22 protein-coding genes and 1 tRNA gene are annotated in these 20604 nt (G+C 72.7%); 6 read left to right on the forward strand and 17 right to left on the reverse strand.

The window, feature by feature from the left end:
• Positions 1-68: 68 nt before the first annotated feature.
• Positions 69-2426 carry a hypothetical protein gene (locus tag ACIQTO_RS01410; RefSeq protein WP_402381312.1) on the reverse strand — a complete coding sequence of 786 codons (2358 nt, stop codon included), beginning with the start codon at positions 2424-2426 and terminating at the stop codon, positions 69-71.
• Between the two features lie 411 nt (positions 2427-2837).
• On the opposite strand from ACIQTO_RS01410, the gene ACIQTO_RS01415 reads away from it, so the two are divergent.
• Positions 2838-3836 (forward strand): tyrosine-protein phosphatase, encoded by a 999-nt coding sequence (locus ACIQTO_RS01415; protein WP_402381315.1) that lies wholly within the window; start codon positions 2838-2840, stop codon positions 3834-3836.
• A gap of 34 nt (positions 3837-3870) precedes the next feature.
• Here the strand turns inward: ACIQTO_RS01415 and ACIQTO_RS01420 are convergent, their stop codons facing one another.
• From ACIQTO_RS01420 to ACIQTO_RS01455, 8 genes are all read right to left on the reverse strand, one after another.
• Positions 3871-4797, reverse strand: coding sequence for an RNA polymerase sigma factor SigF (locus ACIQTO_RS01420; protein ID WP_402381318.1), 927 nt, complete (start codon positions 4795-4797; stop codon positions 3871-3873).
• Between the two features lie 190 nt (positions 4798-4987).
• Positions 4988-5968 carry an RNA polymerase sigma factor SigF gene (locus ACIQTO_RS01425; protein ID WP_402382700.1) on the reverse strand — a complete coding sequence of 327 codons (981 nt, stop codon included), beginning with the start codon at positions 5966-5968 and terminating at the stop codon, positions 4988-4990.
• Between the two features lie 270 nt (positions 5969-6238).
• Positions 6239-6532, reverse strand: coding sequence for a Dabb family protein (locus ACIQTO_RS01430; RefSeq protein ID WP_402381321.1), 294 nt, complete (start codon positions 6530-6532; stop codon positions 6239-6241).
• A gap of 81 nt (positions 6533-6613) precedes the next feature.
• The gene (locus ACIQTO_RS01435) at positions 6614-6778 is read right to left on the reverse strand and encodes a hypothetical protein (RefSeq protein WP_199926184.1); all 165 of its coding nucleotides are present in this window, start codon (positions 6776-6778) and stop codon (positions 6614-6616) included.
• A gap of 450 nt (positions 6779-7228) precedes the next feature.
• A tRNA-Ser gene (locus tag ACIQTO_RS01440) sits at positions 7229-7318 on the reverse strand.
• A 69-nt stretch (positions 7319-7387) separates the two neighbouring features.
• Positions 7388-7903 carry a tRNA adenosine(34) deaminase TadA gene (gene tadA / locus ACIQTO_RS01445; protein ID WP_402381325.1) on the reverse strand — a complete coding sequence of 172 codons (516 nt, stop codon included), beginning with the start codon at positions 7901-7903 and terminating at the stop codon, positions 7388-7390.
• Between the two features lie 40 nt (positions 7904-7943).
• A complete protein-coding gene (locus ACIQTO_RS01450; RefSeq protein WP_402381327.1) occupies positions 7944-8510 on the reverse strand; it encodes a tRNA adenosine deaminase-associated protein in 567 nt (188 codons plus the stop codon).
• 232 nt (positions 8511-8742) lie between these two features.
• On the reverse strand, positions 8743-8979 hold the full coding sequence (locus tag ACIQTO_RS01455; protein ID WP_402381330.1) for a hypothetical protein: 237 nt from the start codon (positions 8977-8979) through the stop codon (positions 8743-8745).
• 184 nt (positions 8980-9163) lie between these two features.
• Here ACIQTO_RS01455 and upp point away from each other — a divergent pair, with 184 nt between their 5' ends.
• Positions 9164-9799: a uracil phosphoribosyltransferase gene (gene upp / locus ACIQTO_RS01460; protein ID WP_402381333.1), complete on the forward strand. Its 636-nt coding sequence runs from the start codon at positions 9164-9166 to the stop codon at positions 9797-9799.
• A 118-nt stretch (positions 9800-9917) separates the two neighbouring features.
• On the opposite strand, the gene ACIQTO_RS01465 is transcribed toward upp, so the two are convergent.
• Positions 9918-10568: a LytR C-terminal domain-containing protein gene (locus ACIQTO_RS01465; RefSeq protein WP_402381336.1), complete on the reverse strand. Its 651-nt coding sequence runs from the start codon at positions 10566-10568 to the stop codon at positions 9918-9920.
• Between the two features lie 249 nt (positions 10569-10817).
• Complete coding sequence (locus ACIQTO_RS01470) at positions 10818-11114, reverse strand: type II toxin-antitoxin system VapB family antitoxin (protein ID WP_030061387.1); 297 nt, start codon at positions 11112-11114, stop codon at positions 10818-10820.
• A 148-nt stretch (positions 11115-11262) separates the two neighbouring features.
• On the opposite strand from ACIQTO_RS01470, the gene ACIQTO_RS01475 reads away from it, so the two are divergent.
• Complete coding sequence (locus ACIQTO_RS01475) at positions 11263-12873, forward strand: helicase HerA-like domain-containing protein (protein WP_402381338.1); 1611 nt, start codon at positions 11263-11265, stop codon at positions 12871-12873.
• Positions 12874-12890: 17 nt separating this feature from the next.
• On the opposite strand, the gene ACIQTO_RS01480 is transcribed toward ACIQTO_RS01475, so the two are convergent.
• Positions 12891-14057 carry a hypothetical protein gene (locus ACIQTO_RS01480; protein ID WP_402381341.1) on the reverse strand — a complete coding sequence of 389 codons (1167 nt, stop codon included), beginning with the start codon at positions 14055-14057 and terminating at the stop codon, positions 12891-12893.
• A 163-nt stretch (positions 14058-14220) separates the two neighbouring features.
• On the reverse strand, positions 14221-14889 hold the full coding sequence (locus ACIQTO_RS01485) for a rhomboid family intramembrane serine protease (protein WP_402381344.1): 669 nt from the start codon (positions 14887-14889) through the stop codon (positions 14221-14223).
• Between the two features lie 105 nt (positions 14890-14994).
• Between ACIQTO_RS01485 and ACIQTO_RS01490 the strand changes: the two genes are divergently transcribed.
• A complete protein-coding gene (locus tag ACIQTO_RS01490; protein WP_402381347.1) occupies positions 14995-15513 on the forward strand; it encodes a YbhB/YbcL family Raf kinase inhibitor-like protein in 519 nt (172 codons plus the stop codon).
• Between the two features lie 97 nt (positions 15514-15610).
• Positions 15611-16180, forward strand: coding sequence for a hypothetical protein (locus tag ACIQTO_RS01495; protein ID WP_402381350.1), 570 nt, complete (start codon positions 15611-15613; stop codon positions 16178-16180).
• 1 nt (position 16181) lies between these two features.
• Here the strand turns inward: ACIQTO_RS01495 and ACIQTO_RS01500 are convergent, their stop codons facing one another.
• Positions 16182-17144, reverse strand: a complete 963-nt coding sequence (locus tag ACIQTO_RS01500; RefSeq protein WP_402381353.1) for a helix-turn-helix transcriptional regulator — start codon at positions 17142-17144, stop codon at positions 16182-16184.
• A gap of 96 nt (positions 17145-17240) precedes the next feature.
• On the opposite strand from ACIQTO_RS01500, the gene ACIQTO_RS01505 reads away from it, so the two are divergent.
• Positions 17241-18782: an MFS transporter gene (locus ACIQTO_RS01505; protein ID WP_402381354.1), complete on the forward strand. Its 1542-nt coding sequence runs from the start codon at positions 17241-17243 to the stop codon at positions 18780-18782.
• A 73-nt stretch (positions 18783-18855) separates the two neighbouring features.
• Here the strand turns inward: ACIQTO_RS01505 and ACIQTO_RS01510 are convergent, their stop codons facing one another.
• The 3 genes from ACIQTO_RS01510 to ACIQTO_RS01520 form a co-directional block, all read right to left on the reverse strand.
• Positions 18856-19296 (reverse strand): hypothetical protein, encoded by a 441-nt coding sequence (locus tag ACIQTO_RS01510; protein ID WP_402381357.1) that lies wholly within the window; start codon positions 19294-19296, stop codon positions 18856-18858.
• Between the two features lie 236 nt (positions 19297-19532).
• A complete protein-coding gene (locus ACIQTO_RS01515; protein WP_402381360.1) occupies positions 19533-19802 on the reverse strand; it encodes a DUF2087 domain-containing protein in 270 nt (89 codons plus the stop codon).
• A 113-nt stretch (positions 19803-19915) separates the two neighbouring features.
• Positions 19916-20542 carry a TetR/AcrR family transcriptional regulator gene (locus ACIQTO_RS01520; RefSeq protein WP_402381362.1) on the reverse strand — a complete coding sequence of 209 codons (627 nt, stop codon included), beginning with the start codon at positions 20540-20542 and terminating at the stop codon, positions 19916-19918.
• Positions 20543-20604 lie beyond the last annotated feature (62 nt).

Genomic DNA, 20604 nt, shown 5'->3' on the forward strand with positions numbered 1-20604 from the left:
CTGGACGGCCGGGCCCGGTGGCCGGTGGCGGGGCGGGCCGTCGCCCGTCCCACCACCGGTGTCACCTGTTAGCGGGTGCCGGACTGGCCGGCGGTCTTCTTGGTCGGGTCGGCCTTCCCCCCGGAGGCCTTGCCGTTCTGGGCGCCGTTCTTGGCGGTGCCCTTGGTGCTGCTCCTGCCGGCCGTGACGCCCTTGCCCGGCACCGGGACCCCGCTACCGGGGACCAGCGTCGGGGCGTCGGTCCGGGCGGTGTCGCTCGGGCCGGCGGGGACGGCGTCGGCGGTGCCCTGGGGCACGACCTTCTTGTCGGCCGGCGCCGGGGCGGTCAGCGTCTTGGCGGTGTTCGGCGCGGCGGCCGGGGCCGCCGGGGTGACCGCGGCGGCCAGCTTCAGCTGGACGTTGCTCTGCAGCGCCCCGGGCTTCACCCAGCCGGACAGCGTACCGGCGTAGGCGGTGCCGAACGCGGCCGAGCCGATGGCGAGCTTCTGGGTGGTGCCGGTCGGCATGGTCGCCTGGACCTGGACGCCGGCCGGCGCGTTCACCGTGACGGTGTCGCCGACCCGGTAGGCGCTGACCTGGCCGGCCGCGAGGGCCGTGTTCCAGGCCGCGCGCCGCTGGAACTCGGCGCCGATGTCCTTCTGCGCCAGGTTCACGATCGGCGCGTTGTCGGCGTGCAGCGCGCGGTAGGTGGAGAGGACCTTCTCCAGCACCGGGTAGACGATCCGGTCCTCGGACAGGTTCGACTGGTGGATGAAGTGCGGTCGCGGGTCGTTGCTCAGCACGTGGCCGAGGTCGATCCGGGCCTCCAGCGGCACGATGTACGACTGGTAGCCGGTGTTGACGTCCAGCGGCGTCGGCAGGCAGGTGGAGTTGGCGTTGTTCTCGCAGACCCCGCTGCCACCGTTGGCCACGCTGGTGTAGATCCAGTTGTACTCGTCCGTCTCCTCCTTCGCCGTGCCGGCGTTGTAGAAGACGTTCATCGGGTACCGCGGCACGGTCAGCACGGACGAGCCGACGGCCCGCTGGGCGGACTCGCGGGAGGCGTCGCTGGCCGTCCACTTGACCCCGTTGGCGACCAGCGAGGGCGCCAGGTACGGGTTGTCGCTGGTCTCCTGCGGGGCGGTCAGCAGACCGGAGTGCTCACCGGTGACCAGCTCGGTCTTGTCGATGTGCAGGTTGCGCGCCGCGGCCCAGTCGATGTTGTTCTTGACCTGGGACGTGATGGTGGCCTGGTCGACCCAGGTGGTGTTCCCGGCGGTGTCCTTCGTGCACTTCCACGGCACCACCGAGACGTCCTGCAGGCAGCCCAGGTACGGGTGCGTGTAGGTGTGGTTGACCCACCGGTAGCTGTTCTGGTCGGCGACCATCTGGTCCACCACCGGGTCGGTGGTGACGGAGTGGTCGGCCTTCCAGTCCTCGCTGCCGCCGCCGTTGAACACCATGTCCATGGTGAAGTTGTTGGCGGTCTGCCACTGCTTGGCGTACTGCGCGTCGGCGACCGTCATCCGGATCGGGTTGGCCGTCTCGGGGGTGCCGGGCGGGCAGGTCACGTCACCGGGGGTGCACTTCAGCACGGTGTCCCAGCGGTCGTCCGCCAGGAAGACGTCGTCCACGTGGGCCGCGAAGTAGTTGCGGTCGTAGCCGAGGTGGACGCCCTGGGTTATCCAGTCGACTATGCCGCGCGCCAGCAGCCGGTACTGCTGCTGGTACTGGTTGTAGACGAAGGTGACGACCAGCTCCTTGCGGCCGTCGTGGGTGTACTCGCCGACCAGCGAGCCCTTGGTGGTGGTGCCCGGGATGGTCGTCTCGACCAGCGGGGTGAAGCCGGCACCGGCCGGCAGGGTGCTCAGCGGGGTGGCGAGGAAGCCGTAGCTCTCGCCGATCGCCGGGTCGTTGTCCTCAAACGGGACGCTGCCCTTGAGGTAGCCGAACGGGCCCGCGAGGCCGGCCGCGGAGACCTGCCCCTCGAAGCCGTCCAGGCTGCCCATGTAGCCGGGGTCGGCGGCGTAGTTCAGGCCGACCTCCGGCCTGGCGTAGGTGTACGCGTCGACCTGGCGCACGCCGAACGCGGCCTCGTAGGCGGCGATCGCCGCCATCTCGGCCGAGCCCGCCTCGAACGGGTTGTCGTTGGGCAGCACGATGCCCTGGAACTTGCCGCGCGGCTGCCCGTTGAGGCTGTCGCTGAGGAAGGCCGCATTGATCACCGGACGTCCGGCGTCGTTGAGGTCGACGAACTTGTACGGGGTGCCCTGGCTCTTCAGCTCGGCGGCGATGGCCGCCGACGCGGGGCCGCCGTCGCTGATCACCAGGACCGTGAGGTCGATCCTGGGGGCCGCGGTGGCACCGTGTGCGAGGGACGACTGCAGGCCACCGGCCAGCAGGACTGCTGCCGCGCAGGCGGCAACTCTTCGGGTCGCTCGACCCATGTGTGTTCCTCCCCTGGGCAGGGCGCTTGGCTGCTCGGCGCTCGCCTGCCCGGTCGCTGTTCGCGGGCAGCAGGCTGCCCGGCGCCCATCCTGGTGGAGAGTCCGCACCGATTGGGACCAAATGGGCAGGAGTGCAGCGAATCTGTTACCAACGTTCATGGCGATGCCACGAAGGCGCTGATTGTGACCGGAAGAGCACCTGTTGCGCAAATAATGAATTGAGAATTAAAAACCGCGCCTGAGCGTTACTGCTGGTCACCGACCGTACGGCTGTGGCAGGTATGCCGCGCCCTACACTGGCGGCTCGCGCATGACACTCTTGCACATCCCCCTGTTCCGTCGGGCAGGTTCATGCAATATCGCGTCGGGTTGTGCCATGGCACAGTCCGAATATCCAATGGAGGCCGCCGCGTGACCGAGCAGCAGACCGAGACCGCCGCAATCGAGGCCCCCGGGAAAGCCGCGCGGACGTCGGCGGAGGACCACCGGGACGGTGTCCGGGAAGGGGCTCCGGAGGGTGCTCGGGGGGCCGCCCAGCAGGCCCGGAGCCTCGGCCTGGGCGGCGCCGTCAACGCCCGCGACCTCGGCGGCTACCGGACCGCCGACGGGCGGGTGCTGCGGCACGGTGTCGCGCTGCGCAGCGACGGCCTCAACCGGCTCACCGACCAGGACCTCGACCTGCTCGCCGCGCTCGGCCTGCGCCAGGTCGTCGACCTGCGCAGCCTCGACGAGGTCCGGGAGGCGGGCCCGGACCGCGTCCGCGGCCTGCCGGTCGCCGCGATCGCGGCCGCCGAGCTGTCCGCCGCGCCGATCACCGTCGAGCGCACCGCCCCGGACGGCGTGACCCTGCACCACCTGCCGGTCTTCGCCGCCGATTTCGACATCTACGTCGCGCTGCGCGACGCCCTGGCCGACCGCAGCCCGGAGAAGCAGCGCGCGCTGCTCGGTGACGGCCGGGCCGCCGCGATGATGACCGGTCTCTACCAGTGGTTCGTGACCGACCGGGTGGCCCGCGAACGGTTCGCCACCGTACTGCGCCTGCTGGCCGCGCCGGACGGGGCGCCGCTGCTGTTCCACTGCTCGGCCGGCAAGGACCGCACCGGCTGGACGGCGGCCCTCCTGCTCACCGCCCTCGGGGTGGACCGCGAGACGGTCTTCGCCGACTACCTGCTCACCAACGAGCGCTCCGCCGAGATCGTCGAGAACATCGTGGACAGCTTCGGCACCCGCGGTCTGATGCAGGAGCCGCAGCTGCTGCTCCCGGTGTTCCGGGCGGAGCGCCGGTACCTGGAGGCGGCCTTCGAGGAGGTCGCGGCCGGCTGGACCGACTTCGGGGCGTTCTGGCAGGACGGCCTGGGCCTGGACGACGCCGTGCTGGCGGGCCTGCGGGCCAACCTGCTCGCGCCCTGACCCGCCCCGACGGGCCCGGACCCCGGGCCCCGGCTCAGCCCTCGCTGATCAGGCCCTCACGCAGCTGCGTGAGGGTCTTGGTCAGCAGCCGGGAGACGTGCATCTGCGAGATGCCGATCTCCTCGCCGATCTGCGACTGGGTGAGGTTGCCGAAGAACCGCAGCATGATGATCCGGCGCTCGCGCGGCGGCAGCTTGGCCAGCAGCGGCTTCAGCGACTCGCGGTACTCCACGCCCTCCAGCGCGAGGTCCTCGTAGCCGAGCCGCTCGGCCAGCGGGCCGTCGCCGTCCTCCTCGCCGGGGCTGGAGTCCAGGGAGCTGGCGGTGTAGGCGTTGCCCACCGCTAGGCCCTCGACCACGTCCTCCTCGCTGACGCCGAGGCAGACGGCCAGCTCGGCGACGGTGGGGGAGCGGTCCAGCTTCTGGGCGAGGTCGTCGCCGGCCTTGGTGAGCGCCAGCCGCAGCTCCTGCAGCCGCCGGGGCACCCGGACCGACCAGCTGGTGTCCCGGAAGAAGCGCTTGATCTCGCCGACCACGGTCGGCATGGCGAAGGTGGGGAACTCGACCCCGCGCTCCGGGTCGAACCGGTCGATCGCCTTGATCAGGCCGATCGTGCCGACCTGGACGATGTCCTCCATCGGCTCGTTGCGGCTGCGGAACCGCGCGGAGGCGTACCGGACCAGCGGCAGGTTGAGCTCGATCAGGGTGTCGCGGACGTAGGTGTGCTCCTCGCTGCCGGCCTCCAGGGCGGCGAGCCGCAGGAAGAGCGAGCGCGACAGCGTCCGGGTGTCCAGCCCGGGGCCCGGTGGTGCCTGCGGCACGGCCGCGGCGGCCGCCGCGGGGCCGGTCTCGGCGGCGGCCGGTGCGTCCGGGCCCCGCTGGAGCGGGATCCGGTCGACGGCGACCGCGGTGCCATGGGTCTGACCAGCGTGGATCTCCGCAGTGCCCAGGTCTCCGGACATGCACCCACCCCCTTGTGACTGACAGTTGAACGGATTCCGTCGCGCGGTGGTTCCCGAGGACGCCCTCCCCCTGCATACCGGAACACAGTCCCCGGCAAACCCGAAGGTCGCAAGACGTCACGCGGCGGTAACGCGGAGCAATCCCGGTCGGGCCGGCCGGTCGGCGGCGTTCTGTCCGGGATTGTGACGGTCAGTCTTCCCAGGAATTGCCGGTCCGAAGCCTGGTCAGGATGCGTGAGAGCAGACGGGACACGTGCATCTGCGACATCCCCAGCTCGGTGCTGATCTGCGACTGTGTCAGATTGGCGAAGAACCGCAGCATGACGATCCGCCGCTCCCGCTCCGGCAGCTGGACGAGCAGGTGGCGGACCATGTCCCGGTGCTCGACCTCGGCCAGGGCCGAGTCCTCGTAGCCGAGCCGGTCCAGCAGGGCGAGCCCGCCCTCGTGCTCCTGGGCGGCCTCCAGGGAGGCCGCGTTGTACGCCCGGCCGGCGTCCAGGCAGGCCCGGACGTCCTCCTCCGGGATGCGCAGGCTGGCGGCGATCTCGGGCACCTTGGGGGCCCGGCCGTGCATCACCGTCAGCTCCTCCATGGCACCGCTGACCTGCACCCAGAGTTCCTGCAGCCGGCGCGGGACGTGCATGGTGCGGACGTTGTCGCGGAAGTAGCGCTTGATCTCGCCGAGGATGGTCGGCAGCGCGTAGGTCGGGAACTGCACGCCGCGGTTCGGGTCGAACCGGTCGATCGCGTTGATCAGGCCGATCGTGCCGACCTGGACGACGTCCTCCATCGGCTCGCTGCGGCTGCGGAAGCGGGTGGCCGCGTAGCGGACCAGCGGGATGTTGACCTCGATCAGCGCGGCCCGGACCCGTTCCCGCTCGGGGGCGTCCGGGGGCAGCTCGGCGAGCCGCTCGAACAGCACCCGGGTCAGTGTCCGGACGTCCACCACCGGGCGGCCGCCGGGGCCGCGCAGGCCGTCCGGCCGGAGTTCGCCGGCCGGGCCGATCACGGTGGCCAGCACCTCGTCCCCGGGCGGGGGCGCCGGGCGCTCGGCGTCCGGTGGGGCGGCCTGCGCCGGGGCCTGGACGGCGGTCGGCGCGACGGCCTCCGCGGTGGTCCGCCCGGCGGCCGGACCGGTGCCGGTGTCCGGCGCACTCCCTGGTGTCCGCACGGACACGTCACCCCTCCCAAAGTCGACAACGGTGGACTCGCGGACCGGGTGTCGCGTCTCGATTCACCACCTCGCCATGTCCGGCAAAACCGGTCATAGCATCACAAGGCGGGCGCAGGTCGGGCAAGCACCGAGGGGAGGTGTGTTGATGCGGTGCCGGAGCTTCACGAGGCCTCCCGGCGCACCGGCCGGGGGCGTTCCGGGGCAGCGAGAGGCGCCCCGCCCGGGTCTCGGGCGGGGCGCCAGGGCCGTCCGGGGGATGTCCCGGGATCAGACCTCGATGTCGGCGATCACCCAGGTGGCGAACTCGCGCCACTGGCCGGCCGCGGCCTGGTGGGCCGGGTGGGTGAGGTAGGCCTGCAGCGCCGCACGGTCCTCGACCAGGCTGTTGATCGCGTAGTCGTGGGCGATGTCGCGCTCGGTGGTGTTCCAGCCGCACTCCCACTCGCGCAGCTCGGGGATGACCGGACCGAGCGCCTCGAAGGCCTTGGCGCCGGCGAGCGCGCGCTCGTCGTCCTTGCTGACGCCTTCGTTGAGCTTGAACAGGACCAGATGCCGGATCACGATGCCGCTCCTCGCGGACGGGGGTTGAGGGTCCCGCTCACCGTAGTCGGTGCCGCCGGGGGCGAACGACCGCCCCCGGGGTCACTTCACCAGGCCGGTCATGAAGGTGCCGACGGCCTTGGCGGCGTTCGAGATGCCCTCGAACCCCAGTTGGACGAGCTCGGCCGCGCGGGCGGGCGAGGTGATGATCGTGTAGAGCACGAAGATGAGCAGGAGGACCATGCCGATCTTCTTCGCCTGCGCCATCCGGTGACTTCCTCCCTGCTGTGGGCCGCCGCCATTCGGTCCCCGAGCGGTCCTCTGCATTGGGCAGCTTATCCACCGGACGGCCCATCAAGTGTGCGACGCGTTCACCCGGCGGGACGAAGGTCCCCGCGAGTGGGGCCTTTCTCCGGGTGCCCCGGCGCGGGCCGTCGAGCAGGATGGGTGATGTGCCGAGGATCTGGCAGGAATCCCCGGCACGTGGATCCGGAGCTCCCCGCTGTGGGACCGGCCGCCGCGACTTCCCCCCGACGCGGCGCCGGTTGTGGGACTCCGCCGGGGGAGCGGTTGGTCCCCCGAGCCGCTCCCCCTCCAGGCTCCGTACTCGCCGGGCGTTGGTGGTCATCAGCCCCGAGTGCGGAGCTTTTCCGCGCCCGAGGGTGTGCGGGAACGACGAGGGCCCCGGACCGTTCCCGGTCGGGGCCCTCGTGTCGCTGGCGGTAGCGGTGGGATTCGAACCCACGGTGAAGTTGCCCCCACACACGCTTTCGAGGCGTGCTCCTTTGGCCGCTCGGACACGCTACCGAGGGGAACTCTACCGGACGGGTGGCGCGGTCACGAAATCCGTATCGGGACGGCGGCCGGCGGCCGTGTTCAGCGGTGGGTCCCGAAGAAGGCGCGGAGCTGCTCGCCGCACTCGTCGGCGAGGACGCCGGGGATCACCTCGGGGCGGTGGTTGAGCCGGCGGTCGCGCATCACGTCGAAGAGCGATCCGGCGGCGCCGGCCTTCTCGTCGAGGGCGCCGTAGACCACCCGGTCGATGCGGGCGAGCACGATGGCGCCCGCGCACATGGTGCAGGGCTCCAGGGTGACCACCAGGGTGCAGCCGCTGAGCCGCCACTCCCCGCGTGCGGCGGCGGCTTCGCGGACGGCGACCACCTCGGCGTGCGCGGTCGGGTCGCCGACCGCCTCGCGCGCGTTGTGGCCGCGTCCGATCACCTCGCCGGCCGGGTCCAGGACGAGCGCCCCGACCGGGACGTCCCCGGTGGCCGGCGCCAGGGCGGCCTCGGCGATGGCGAGGCGCATCGGCGCCGCCCAGCGGTCGCGGACCGGGTCGGGGCGGACGGGGGCGGCGAGCGGGGCTATCTGGCGGACGGGCGCGGACTGCATGGCATCCAGTGTCCGGCATCCGGCGACGGGCACCGGCCCGCTACCGGACGGCCTCCAGGATCTCGCCGCAGCCGAGGGCCTCGGCGATCTCCTCCAGGGCGTCGCCCGGGACCGCGCCCTCACCGCTGAGGGCGAGCAGCTCCTCGGAGGGGAGGCCGAACTCGGTGAGCAGGTGGGCGTCGCCGAGCGGGCCGACCGGCACGCCGCCGTGGGCGTCGTCGTCCTCGTCCGCCTGCTCCGCCGCCTCCGCCTCGTCCTCCAGCTCGGCGACCAGGTTGTCGAGGTCGCCGAACTCGCTCTCGCCGGCCTGGTCGACCAGTTCGTCGGTGAGGACGGAGCCGTAGCTGCTGCGGGCCGCGGCGGCGCCGTCCGACACGAAGATCCGCGGGTCCTCCTCGCCGTCCACCCGGACGATGGCGAACCAGACGTCCTCCTGTTCGATGAAGACCAGGACGCTGTCGTCGTCCTGGGCGGCCTCGCGGGCCAGATCGGCCAGATCGGCCAGGGTTTCGACGTCGTCGAGTTCCGTCTCGCTCACATCCCACCCGTCCTCGGTGCGAGCAAGCACTGCAGCGAAGTACGCCACCAGGGACACTCCCAAGATCATCGGTCTCGGCTCGGCGCTCCGGGCAACGCGAAATCTGGCCGCCCCCGCGCCAGAGGCGGCCCGCTGTTCGGACCGTCCCATCGGAATCGTGACAGAAAGCCCGGCTTTGCGGGGGGTGTTCGGCAGCGCGTCTTTGCAGGTCGTGTCGGAAGGGTTGGCCGGGGGCCGGTGAACGGGCGCCGGGTGCGCCGGGTGCGCGCCGCCGGTCCGTCGGGGGAGTGCCGTGGGCCCGTCAGATCCGGAAGGTTCGCATTCGCATCGCTTCGCGCATCCGCCGTTCCTTGGTGCGCCGGGGCTGGACCCGCTCCCGCAGTTCGCGCGCCTCGGCGAGTTCGCGGAGGAACACCGTCCGCCGTTTGCGGCGCTCCGCCTCGGTCTCCGGTTGGTCCGGGGGCAGGCCCGAGCGCCCGCCCGACGGGCCCGTGGGCCCGCCCGCCGAGCCGTCCCCGGTCTTCGGGTTGCTCGTCATAGGACCTGACTTTCCCAGATCGGCCGGATTGATACCACAGGAGGACGTTCCGCCCGGACATTCGCGGTGCGTCACGGCGTGTCATGTCTGCGTGACCCCGGACGGCCCCGTGCGGGGTCACGGAGTCGGCCGGGCGGGTCGCGGGGTGGCGTACGGGCGCCCGGGGCCGGGCTAACCTCGACATATGCGGATCCACGTCGTCGACCACCCCCTGGTCGCCCACAAGCTCTCCACCCTGCGCGACGAGCGCACCGACTCGCCGACCTTCCGTCGCCTGACCGACGAGCTGGTGACCCTTCTCGCGTACGAGGCGACGCGGGACGTCCGCACCGAGGAGGTGGAGATCACCACGCCCGTGGCGGTCACCACCGGCACCCGGCTGAGCTACCCCCGCCCGCTGGTCGTCCCGATCCTGCGGGCCGGCCTGGGCATGCTCGACGGGATGACCCGGCTGCTGCCGACCGCCGAGGTGGGCTTCCTCGGCATGGTGCGCAACGAGGAGACCCTGGAGGCCTCCACCTACGCCACCCGGATGCCGGACGACCTCTCCGGCCGCCAGGTCTACGTGCTCGACCCGATGCTGGCCACCGGCGGCACGCTGGTCGCCGCGATCAGGATGCTGATCGAGCGGGGCGCCACCGATGTCACCGCCGTGGTGCTGCTGGCCGCGCCCGAGGGCGTCGCGGTGATGGAGCGGGCGCTGGCCGGGCTGCCGGTCACCGTCGTGACCGCCGCGGTCGACGAGCGGCTGAACGAGAACGGCTACATCGTCCCCGGCCTCGGCGACGCGGGCGACCGCCTCTACGGCACCGCGGGCTGAGTCCGCGGGCGCGCGAAGCCCCGGGCGCGCGAAGCCCCGGGCGCGGGACGTCCGAGCGTACGGAGAGAGCCCCCCGGCCTGGTGCCGGGGGGCTCTCGTGCGCCGTGTGGTGGCCGGCTCAGCAGCTGCCGGTGCTGCTCGGGGTCGGGGAGGGCTTGATGGCCAGGGCCAGCGCGGCGGCGGCCTGGGTCTCGTCCAGCAGGGTGTTGTAGCTGTCGCCGACCACGACGTCCACGGTGTTGTCGGTGCGGGCGTCCGTGGTGACGGTGGCACCGGCGATCTGCGAGCTGATCAGTGTGGCGGCGCCGGCGCCGGCCGGGCCGGCGATCACCACGGCGGTGCCGGGCACCTTCTTGTCCAACTCGGCCGGGGCGTTGCCCTTCTTGTCCACGGTGAAGCCGCGCTTGGTGAACTCGTCGGCGGTCCGCCCGGCCAGGCCCGACTTGGTGGTGGCGTTGAAGACGTTCAGCTTGAAGCCGGCCGGCTGCGGGATGGCGTGCGGATCGCTGGCGGGGGCGTCCGGGGTGGGGGTGGGAGCGGCCAGCGGTTTGCCGGACGGCGTCGCGCAGGCCTGGGCGGAGGCGTTCTTGCCCTTGCCGGTGAAGATGTCGTAGAGCTGGACGCCGCCGAGCGCGATCAGCGCCAGCGCGAGCAGCGAGCCGATCAGGGCCATGACCTTGCGGCTCTTCTTCGGTGGCCGGCCGAGCCGTGGATAGGCGTTGCCGGTGACGCGGTACTGCTTCCCCTTCAGGCCTTGGGGAGTCAACATGCTCACGGTTTGTCTCCCCCTCGTGCCAGGGCGGGGATCGGGTGACGGATTCGGCCTGGGTGGGCGGCGTTCGCCACGGACTGCGGCCGTAGTCAGCAGATTAGTGCCGGACGGCTGCGAAGGTACTAAACGATCATCATCTGGAGTACGTCGGCACCCGAAAGGGGGTACCGGCGGATGCGCGGACCGCCCTCCGGAGGTGGCCGGAGGGCGGTGTCCACGCGGGTGGTGGGGTGCGGGAGGGGCCCGTCACTCCATTTCGAGGACACGGGCGTGCAGCACCTGGCGCTGCTGGAGCGCGGCGCGTACGGCGCGGTGCAGCCCGTCCTCCAGGTAGAGGTCGCCGTGCCACTTCACGACGTGGGCGAAGAGATCGCCGTAGAAGGTCGAGTCCTCCGCGAGGAGGGTCTCCAGATCGAGTTGGCCCTTGGTGGTCACCAGCTGGTCCAGCCGCACCGGACGCGGGGCGACGTCCGCCCACTGGCGGGTGCTGGTCCGGCCGTGATCCGGGTACGGCCGCCCATTGCCGATGCGCTTGAAGATCACACGGAAAGCCTACCGTTTGGGCGGCGGATGGCGCAGCAGCCGCGACCCCGCCACGCGCACCGGCGCGAGCTGCGGGCGGACGATTGCGGCTGTTTCATGGGAAATGTCGCGAACGTCGTTCCTCAGCTGCGCCTCTGGAGAGTGCCCGATGACCACCGCCGAGCCGCCGTCCCCCGGTACCGAGCCGCTCCCGCCCGCGGCGCGGGAGATCGCCGAGGGGTACGCCTTCACCGGGCCCGCCCTCGACCTCGGCGCGGTGGTGCTGGACGGCACCGCCCACCGCGGCGCCCAGGTGCGCATCCCGCTCGGGGTGCTCAACCGGCACGGGCTGGTCGCGGGTGCCACCGGCACCGGCAAGACCAAGACGCTCCAGCTGATCGCCGAACAGCTCTCCGCCCAGGGCGTGCCGGTGTTCCTGGCCGACGTCAAGGGTGACGTCTCCGGGATCTCCGCGCCCGGCGTGCCGAGCGAGCGGACCGCCGCCCGGGCCGCCGAGGTCGGCCAGGACTGGTCCGCGCGGGGCTGCCCGACCGAGTTCTACGCGCTGGGCGGCCTGGGCACGGGCATCCCGATCCGAGCCACCGTCACCAGCTTCGGCCCGCTGCTGCTGGCCAAGGTGCTCGACCTGAACGAGACCCAGGAGTCCTCGCTCGGCCTGGTCTTCCACTACGCCGACCGCAACGGCCTGGAGCTGTACGACCTCAAGGACCTCACCGCCGTGATCGCCTTCCTCACCTCGCCGGAGGGCAAGGAGGAGCTGAAGGGCATCGGCGGGATCTCGGCGGCCACCGCGGGAGTGATCCTGCGCTCGCTCACCATGCTGGAGAACGAGGGCGCCGGGGCGTTCTTCGGGGAGCCGGAGTTCGACACCGCGGAGCTGCTGCGGACGGCGCCGGACGGGCGGGGCCTCGTCTCGGCGCTGGAACTGCCCGCGGTGCAGGACCGGCCGCGGCTCTTCTCCACCTTCCTGATGTGGCTGCTGGCCGACCTCTACCAGGAGCTGCCCGAGGTGGGCGACCTCGACCGGCCCAAGCTGGTGTTCTTCTTCGACGAGGCGCACCTGCTCTTCAAGGGCGCCTCCAAGGCCTTCCTGGAGGCGATCACCCAGACCGTCCGGCTGATCCGCTCCAAGGGTGTCGGGATCTTCTTCGTCACCCAGACGCCGAAGGACGTCCCGGCCGATGTGCTCGGCCAGCTGGGCAACCGCGTGCAGCACGCGCTGCGGGCCTTCACCCCGGACGACGCCAAGGCGCTCAGGGCGACCGTCTCCACCTTCCCGCGGTCCACCTACGACCTGAGCGAGGTGCTGACCTCGCTGGGCACCGGCGAGGCGGTGGTGACGGTGCTATCGGAGCAGGGCGCGCCGACGCCGGTGGCGGTGACCAGGCTGCGGGCCCCGCAGTCGCTGATGGGCCCGGTCGACCCGGCCGCGCTGGCGGCGGCGGTGGTCGGGTCGGCCCTGGCGGCCCGCTACCGGGACCCGATCGACCGGGAGTCGGCCTACGAGAAGCTCGCCGCCCGGGCGGCCCGGCCGGCTCCGGCCCCGGTGCCGACGCCGGAGCCGACGCCGGAGCCGGCTCCGGTGCCGGGCGAGGAGGCCCGGGGCCCGGACGGGGCGCGGGCCGGGAAGGACGACGCCGGGGTGCTCGGGATGCTGCTGAACAACCCGACGCTGAAGTCCTTCGCGCGCTCGGCCGGGTCGCAGCTCGGGCGGGAGATCTCGCGCAGCCTGTTCGGGACGAGCCGGCGCCGGCGCTGAGGGAACCGCCCGGGGACCTACCCGGCCAGCGCGGCGCCGATCCGGTCCAGCGAGGAGAGCCGCATCAGGCCGTAGTGGTAGAACTCGACCTCCGGCACGCCCAGCTCGCGGAGCACGGCGATCTTGGCGGCGAGGTTGGCCGGACCGTCGCAGTCCGAGGCCATCGGGCGCAGGATCACCGCCATGTCCCGCGGGCGGACCCCGTGCAGGGCGAAGGCGGCGATCTTCTCCCGGACGGCCTCCGGGGTGTGCGCGTAGCCGAGCGTCTCGATCTGGTCGGCCGCCCCGGCGAGCGCGGGCAGGTCGATGCCGGAGAGCCAGCCCCGGCCGGGGCCGCCGCCGTCCATGAAGGTGAGCCGCATGCCGTGCCGCCGTGCCTCCTCGGCGACCTCGGCGGCGAGCGAGGTCACGGTCACGGCGGAGGCGTCGACGTAGGCCGCGACGGCGCCGTCGGCCAGCTCGTCGAGGGCGGCGGGTTCGGCGGCGGCCGCGTCGTCGGCCAGCCGGCGGCGCAGCTCACCGCGGACGGCCGTCGCCACCTCGTCGGCCGGGACGCCCGCGCGGACGGCGGCGGCGCGGCAGTGGTCGCAGAAGCAGATCCCCAGCAGCGCCTCGGCGACCGGGCCCAGCTCCTCGAAGTAGCGCTCGTGGTGGTAGCCGTGGCGCAGCCCGTGGAAGTGCAGCGACTCGGCCCGGATCGCGTCCACGCCGTACCGGGCCAGCTCGCCGACCAGGGTCACCGCGTACTCGCGGACCTCCGGGGCGGCCGGGCAGAGCTCGGTGAGGTGGCGGTCGCCGAAGGCGTTGGCGGGCGCGCAGTCCGGGTGCTCGAAGCCGAGCCGGTCGTTGTGGCAGAACACCGTCCAGGCGTGCAGCTTCAGCCCGCGGCGCCGGGCCTCGGCGGCGGCCTCGGCGAAGGGGTCGCGGTCGCCGATCGCGGTGGAGGGGGTGGGCCGCAGCCGCCGTCCGGCCCAGCGGGCCGGGTCGGGGCGGAAGTAGGCGGCGCCGGGCTCCAGGTAGCGGATCACCCGGCGCGGGTTGTGCGGGAAGACGTCCCGGGCCTCGTGGTAGACCGAGGCGAGGGTGACACCGCCGACCCCGGCCCGGTCGGTGAGGTTGCCGAAGAAGGTGTCGGTGCCCTCGTCCAGCAGGTCGGTGGCGAAGGCGAGGACGGACGACTCCACGGTGCGGCTCCGGAGCAGGGGGAAGGTGTCCCCGTCACGCTAGCCGCAGGCCCGGGATTGGTCTATACCTGGCTGTAACGGGCGGACGCCGTGGCGCCCCTTGCCCGAGCCGGCCGTCGGTCCCCGCCTGCCGCCGTCGGCCCCCGCCGCCGGCCGTCGGCGGTCAGAGGCCGAGGCCGTCCAGTTCCTTGTGCAGGGCGGACCGGGGGCCGGCGGCGGCCTCGGTCGTGGCGGTCGTGGCGGTCGTGGCGGCCTTCGGGCCGCGGTCGCGGAGCAGCCAGGCGGCGGCGAGCCCGCCGAGCAGCCCGCCGAGGTGGCCCAGCCAGCTGACCCCCTGGGCCACCGGCAGGACGCCGATCAGGAGGTAGGAGTACACGGCCGCGACGACGACGCCGATCACCGCGTCCAGCAGGTTGCGGTCGAGCACCCCGCGCAGCACCAGGTAGCCGAAGTAGCCGTAGACCAGGCCGCTGGCGCCGGCCGTGACCGCCTCGGGGCGCTCGCACAGCCAGACCGTGAGGCCGCTGGCCACCACGATCATCAGGGTCGCCCAGAGGAACTTCCGCAGGCCCCGGTAGGCGGACAGGAACCCGAACACGAAGAGCGGCCAGGAGTTGGCCTCGATGTGCCCCCAACCGAAGTGCAGCAGGGGCATGGTGAACATGTCCGGCAGCTCGTCGAGCCGACGCGGCATCAGCCCGAAGTCGTAGGAGAGCCCGTAGTCGTCCATCCAGTTGACCACCTGCACCGCCCAGATGACGGCGAGCAGGCCGAGCATGGTGAGGAGTGCGCGGCGGGAGTCGGCCAGCAGACGGGTGAGCTTCGGGGTCATGACCCGACTGTAGAGCCGGTCCGCGCGGGGCGGCACCCCACTACAGTGAACCGCGTCATTCAGCCTGGTCCGGGCTGTCCCGACTCGTCGAGAGGTGACCGTTTCATGAGCGTTCGTCCGCCGCTGCCCTACGAGTTCCTGCCGCAGGTACCGTCCTTCGAGCTGACCAGCGAGGACATCGCCGAAGGCGGCAAGCTGGCCGAGGAGTTCATCCACGCGGGCGGCAACCTGTCGCCGCAGCTGGCCTGGTCCGGCCTGCCGGAGGGCACCCGGTCCATCGCCGTCACCTGCTACGACCCGGACGCCCCGACCGGCTCGGGCTGGTGGCACTGGCTCGCCCTCAACCTGCCCGGCGACCTCACCGGCCTGGCGCGCGGCGCCGGTTCGTCCGACGCCGACCTGCCCGGCGCGGCCTCGTTCCACGGCCGCAACGACTTCCCCGGCACCAAGTACGACGGCGCCGCCCCGCCGCCCGGCCCGGCGCACCGCTACGCCTTCGCCGTGCACGCGCTGGACGTGGACGCGCTGGACGTCACCGCCGAGACACCGGCGGCCCAGATCGGGTTCCACCTCACCTTCCACACGCTGGGCCGCGCGGTGCTGACGGCCGAGTTCGGCGTCTGATCCGACCTCAGGAGTCGTCCGCGATGCCGTCGCCGGTCGTCCGGCCCGCCGAAGTCTGGCGCCTGCCCGGGAGGATGTCCGGGCGGGCCGCCGGGCGGTGGGCCGGCCGGCAGCCCGGGAGCTGTCGCTGGGCGACGACGTCCGGGCCCTGGTCACCGACCGGGACGGCCGGATCTGGATGGCCTTCGGGGACGAGGACGAGGGGGTCTACGGCGACCACCCGACGGCCCACCCCGGCCTGACCGCCGCGGACACCGCCGGCCGGGTGGTCTGGCGCCCCGGGCCGGGCGAACTGCCCGGCTGGCCGCTGGAGGGCCTGGCCGCCGCCACCGAGGGGAGGGCGGCCTGGCCGGCCCGGTACCCCGACAGCTCGGGCGGCCACCTGACCAGGATCGATCCGGCCGGTGGGCCGTCGTCGAGCGTGAAGTGCCCGGTGCGACTGCCGATCGGCTTCGCGATCAGCGGCCGACGGGGCGTCTTCCTGACCGGCGAGGGCGAGACCGTCCGTGCGAACCGGTCGGCAAGGACCGGCAGGAGACCGGGCGCGGGCGGCTCCAGCTGCCCGGCGGGCCCGGCCGGGAGCGGGCGCACGGCCGGGACGGCGTGCTGCGGTTCCGGGCCGGGGACGTCTGGTACGAGGTGGCGGGCCGGACAGGACCTGACCTGACCTAACCGCCGAGGCCCGCCGCCCGGCCGGCGCGGGCCGCCAGGTCGCGCAGGTGGGCGTGCATCTGGGGCGGCTCGTGCACCTCGAACTCGCAGCCGAGCATCACCAGGCGCATGGCCAACCACTCCAGCGACTCCGCCCGGGAGCGGAGACGGCAGCCGCCCCCGTCGATCGGCTCGATCTCGGAGTCGCGGCGCAGCCAGTACGGGATGTCGGCGGCGGGCATGTGCAGGGTGGCGACCAGGGTGTACGTCGGCGCGAGACGGTGGAGCTTGCTCGCCACGTACGCGGCCGCGTCCTCGGCGGGGAGTTCACGCGGGGTGATCCGGGCGCCGGTGGCGAACGGTCCGCTGATCCGGTCCACCCGGAAGAGCCGCCAGTCGTCCCGGTCGAGGTCGTAGCCCACCAGGTACCAGCGCCGCCCGGCCGAGACCAGCCGGTTGGGCTCTACCCGGCGGTTGGACTCGGCGCCGTCGCCGGCCCGGTAGCCGAAGCGCAGCCGCTCCCGGTTGGTCACGGCGTTGGCGAGCACGGTGAGGTCCTCCGGGTCGACGGTCGGCCCGTCGCCGCTCAGCAGTGGCACGGTGGCCGCGTTCAGCGCGCCGACCCGGTGGCGCAGCCGGGCCGGCAGCACCTGGAGCAGCTTGCCGAGGGCCCGGACCGAGGCCTCCTCGATGCCGACCACGGCGTGTCCGGCGGCCGCCCGCAGCCCGACCGCGATGGCCACCGCCTCCTCGTCGTCCAGCAGCAGCGGCGGCATGGCCGTCCCCGCGACCAGCCGGTAGCCGCCGACCGCGCCCATCGTCGCCTGGACGGGATAGCCGAGCTCGCGCAGCCGGTCGATGTCGCGGCGGATGGTCCGGGGGCTGACCCGCAGGCGCTCGGCCAGCTCGCTGCCCGGCCACTCGCGCGGGGTCTGCAGCAGGGACAGCAGGGTCAGCAGCCGTGCCGGGGTGTCGGTCATGGTCACCAGGATGCCGGACATGGCGGACAGGAGCTGACCTATATGACCCCTATCGTCGCGGACGTGCCGAAGAGCGAGGGTGTAGGGGAGAAGAAGATGACAACGGATTCCGGAGCGGGACCCGGGGTGGACGCCGGGGCGGTGTCCGACCGTCGGAGGTGGATCGCGCTGGCGATCGTGATGACCGCCTCGTTCATGGACCTGGTGGACGTCACCATCGTGAACATCGCGATCCCCAGCATTCAGGAGGACACCGGCGCCTCGTTCAGCGCCATCCAGTGGGTGACCGGCGGCTACGCCCTGGCCTTCGCGATCGGGCTGATCACGGGTGGCCGACTGGGCGACATCTATGGCCGGAAGCGACTGTTCCTGATCGGGATCGGCGGCTTCACCATCGCCTCGGCGCTCTGCGGGCTGGCGACCGGCGCCGAGATGCTGGTCGCGACGCGGATCCTGCAGGGCGCCACGGCGGCGCTGATGGTGCCGCAGGTGCTGTCGATCATCCACGCGTCCTTCCCGGCGGAGGAGCGCGGCAAGGTGTTCGGCCTGTTCGGCGCGGTGGTCGGCCTGGGCGCCGTCTCCGGGCCGCTGATCGGCGCGCTGCTGACGGAGTGGGACCTCTTCGGGCTGGCCTGGCGGCCGATCTTCCTGATCAACCTGCCGGTCGGCATCGCCGGGCTGCTGCTCGGCCGGGCGTTCATCGGGGAGTCCCGGGCGGACAAGGCGCTCAAGCTGGACCTCGTGGGCGTGCTGCTGGCCAGCGTCGGCCTGCTGATGCTGCTCTACCCGCTCACCCACGGCCGGGAGGCCGGCTGGCCGCTCTGGGGCCACCTGTCGATGGTCGGCAGCCTGCCGGTGTTCGCGCTGTTCGTCGCCTACGAGAAGGTGAAGACGCGGCGGGACGGCTCGCCGCTGGTCGAGCTGTCGCTGTTCCGGGTGAAGAGCTTCGCGGCCGGGATCGGCGTGCAGCTGACCTTCGGCCTGGTCACCGGGATCTTCTTCCTGGTCTGGACGCTCTACATGCAGATCGGGCTGGGCTGGAGCCCGCTCAAGGCCGGGACGACGGGCATCCCGTTCTCGATCGCGGTCTCGGTGGCGGCCGGGCTCTCGGTGCAGCAGCTGGTGCCGCGGTTCGGCCGCAAGGTGCTCCAGGCGGGCGCGCTGGTGATGGCGGCGGGCGCGCTGACCTACATCTGGGAGGCCGACCGGTACGGCACGGCGATCGCGCCCTGGCAGATGGCGCTGCCGCTGGTGGTGATGGGCGCCGGAATGGGCCTGATCGTCGCGCCGATCACGGACGCGGTGCTGGCGGAGGTGCCGCGTGAGCACGCCGGTTCGGCGTCGGGCCTGATCAACACGGTGAACCAGCTGGGGACGGCGCTCGGGCTCGGGCTGGTGTCGGTGGCGTTCTTCGGGGCGATGGACGACGTGGTCGCCCCGGAGGCGGTCGGCACGGCGTTCGGCGGGGCGTTCATCAACGCGATGTGGTGGGTCGTGGGGGTGCTGGTGGCGGTGTTCCTGCTGATGTTCGCGCTGCCGAGGCGGAAGGCGGCGGTCGTCGCCGACGGGGCCGACGGGCGCGATGTGGCCGGCTCGGCCGACGTGGTCGCGGAGGAGCAGAAGCCGGTCCTGGTCTGACGGTGTGCGGTGGGGCCCCGGTCGCGACGCGCGGCCGGGGCCCCGTGCGTTCCCGGGACGGCCGGGCGAGCCCTCAGCCGTCCGGGTCGGCGTACTCCTCGCGCGGCTCCTCCAGCAGGTCGGGCCAGAGGTCGGGGTCCCCGGGACCCTGACCGAGCCGGCCCAGCAGCGCGGTGAACTCCTCCAGCGCGGCCGCCGTGTCGGAGCCGGTCAACCGCTGCTCAAGGCGGGCCAGCAGCCCGAGTGCGCCCGCCAGCGCGGGCAGCGACGGGGCCGCGAGCCCGCCGTGGCCGTCCGCGTGGTCCCAACCGTCGGGGTTGTAGACCTCGACCGCGCCGGTGGCGCCGTCCACCATCAGATGGAGCTGGTGGAACGTGCCGACGCAGTAGGAGAACCGGACCTGGGTCTGGTCCTCGTCCGGGGTGCGGCGGCCGAACAGCTCGTCAGGGTCGGCCTCCCACAGGCCCTTCTCCGGCAGACCGGTCGAGTCGTAGCCGACGAAGTCGAGCTCCACCGGCCGGGATCCCCACCGAGGTCAGGAAGGCGCGGGTGGCCGCGTGCTCCAGTCGGTCGGGCAACCGGTCGGGCCGCCACACCGTGCCCGGGCCGAAGCAGGACTCCAGTCAGGCGGTGGTGGCCGCGGCGGCCGCCGGCAGCTCTTCGGTCTCGCTCAAGGACGTTCTCCCCCTCGGGACGGCAACAGCCCTCTTCCTGCCGTGCGGTGCCGACGGGCCGTCCGGGGGTGCCGCTTCAGGCGGCGCGGCGGTAGCTGCTGCCGTCCTGAGGACGGGTGAGATGACCGCCCTCGACCAGGAAGCGGCGCAGGGCCGGGTAGTCGTCGTGCACCGTCCGCAGCGTCTCGTTGACCTCGCGCTCGCTGTAGGAGCGGTCCGCTTCGAAGAGGGTGCCGGCGAGGTGGGTGAGCAACTGTGCGCGACGGGCCGCCTTGCGGGGGATCGCGGGCAGGCGGCCGTCGGCGGAGAAGAGCGAGCGCACGGCGGGGCTGTCGGTGTCGGTCATCCGTGGAGCCTCGCCCGGGGGGTGGTGGCCGGGCAACAGGTTTTCGGTCGGTGCGCCGGGCGGGGGCGTGGGGTTCGGTGGGCGTGGGGTTCGGCGAGGTTCGGTGTGGCGGCTCAGCGCGGCCAGTCCGGGGCGGGGTCGGTGGTGAGGAGTGGGCGCAGGGCGCCGAGTACCGCGCCGACGCAGGTGTCGCGCAGTTGGGTACGGGTGCAGGTCTCATGGGCGAGCCAGTCGACGCAGAGCACCTGGACGAAGACCAGCCAGCTCTTCAGCACGCCGGACACCGCCTCGTGCGCGGCCGCGTCGGCGAGCGGAAGCACGTTCAGCAGGCGGGCGCGGAGTTCGTCGAGCTCGTTGGTCATGATCGTCCGGATCACCGGGTCCCCGGCGAGCACCCGGTTGGCGGCCAGCACGGCGTTGCGGTTGGCGATGAAGTAGTCGAGGTGGGTGTCCATGCCCTGGATCAGCTGGTCGACCAGGGTGTCGGCGGGGTCGAGCCGGGTGTCGGCGAGCAGTTGGTCGGCCGCCTGCCGGTAGACCGCGGCGAACAGGTCGTGCTTGCTCGGGAAGTGCCGGTAGAGCAGTGCGCGGGAGACGTCGGCCTGCTCGGCGATGTCCTCCATCAGCACGTCCTCGTACGGGCGGGCGGCGAAGAGCCGCGCGCCGACGGAGAGGAGTTGGGCGCGGCGATCGGCCGGGCTGAGCCGCCGGCGTCGCCGGCTCTGGTCGCTGGGAGGCACGGGCGAAGCCTACTTGACACGCGTCTACTAGCTGGTCCCTACTTAAGTAGACGTGTGTCAAG

Origin of the sequence: Kitasatospora sp. NPDC091207 (assembly GCF_044768625.1) — a bacterium.
Lineage (GTDB): Bacteria > Actinomycetota > Actinomycetes > Streptomycetales > Streptomycetaceae > Kitasatospora.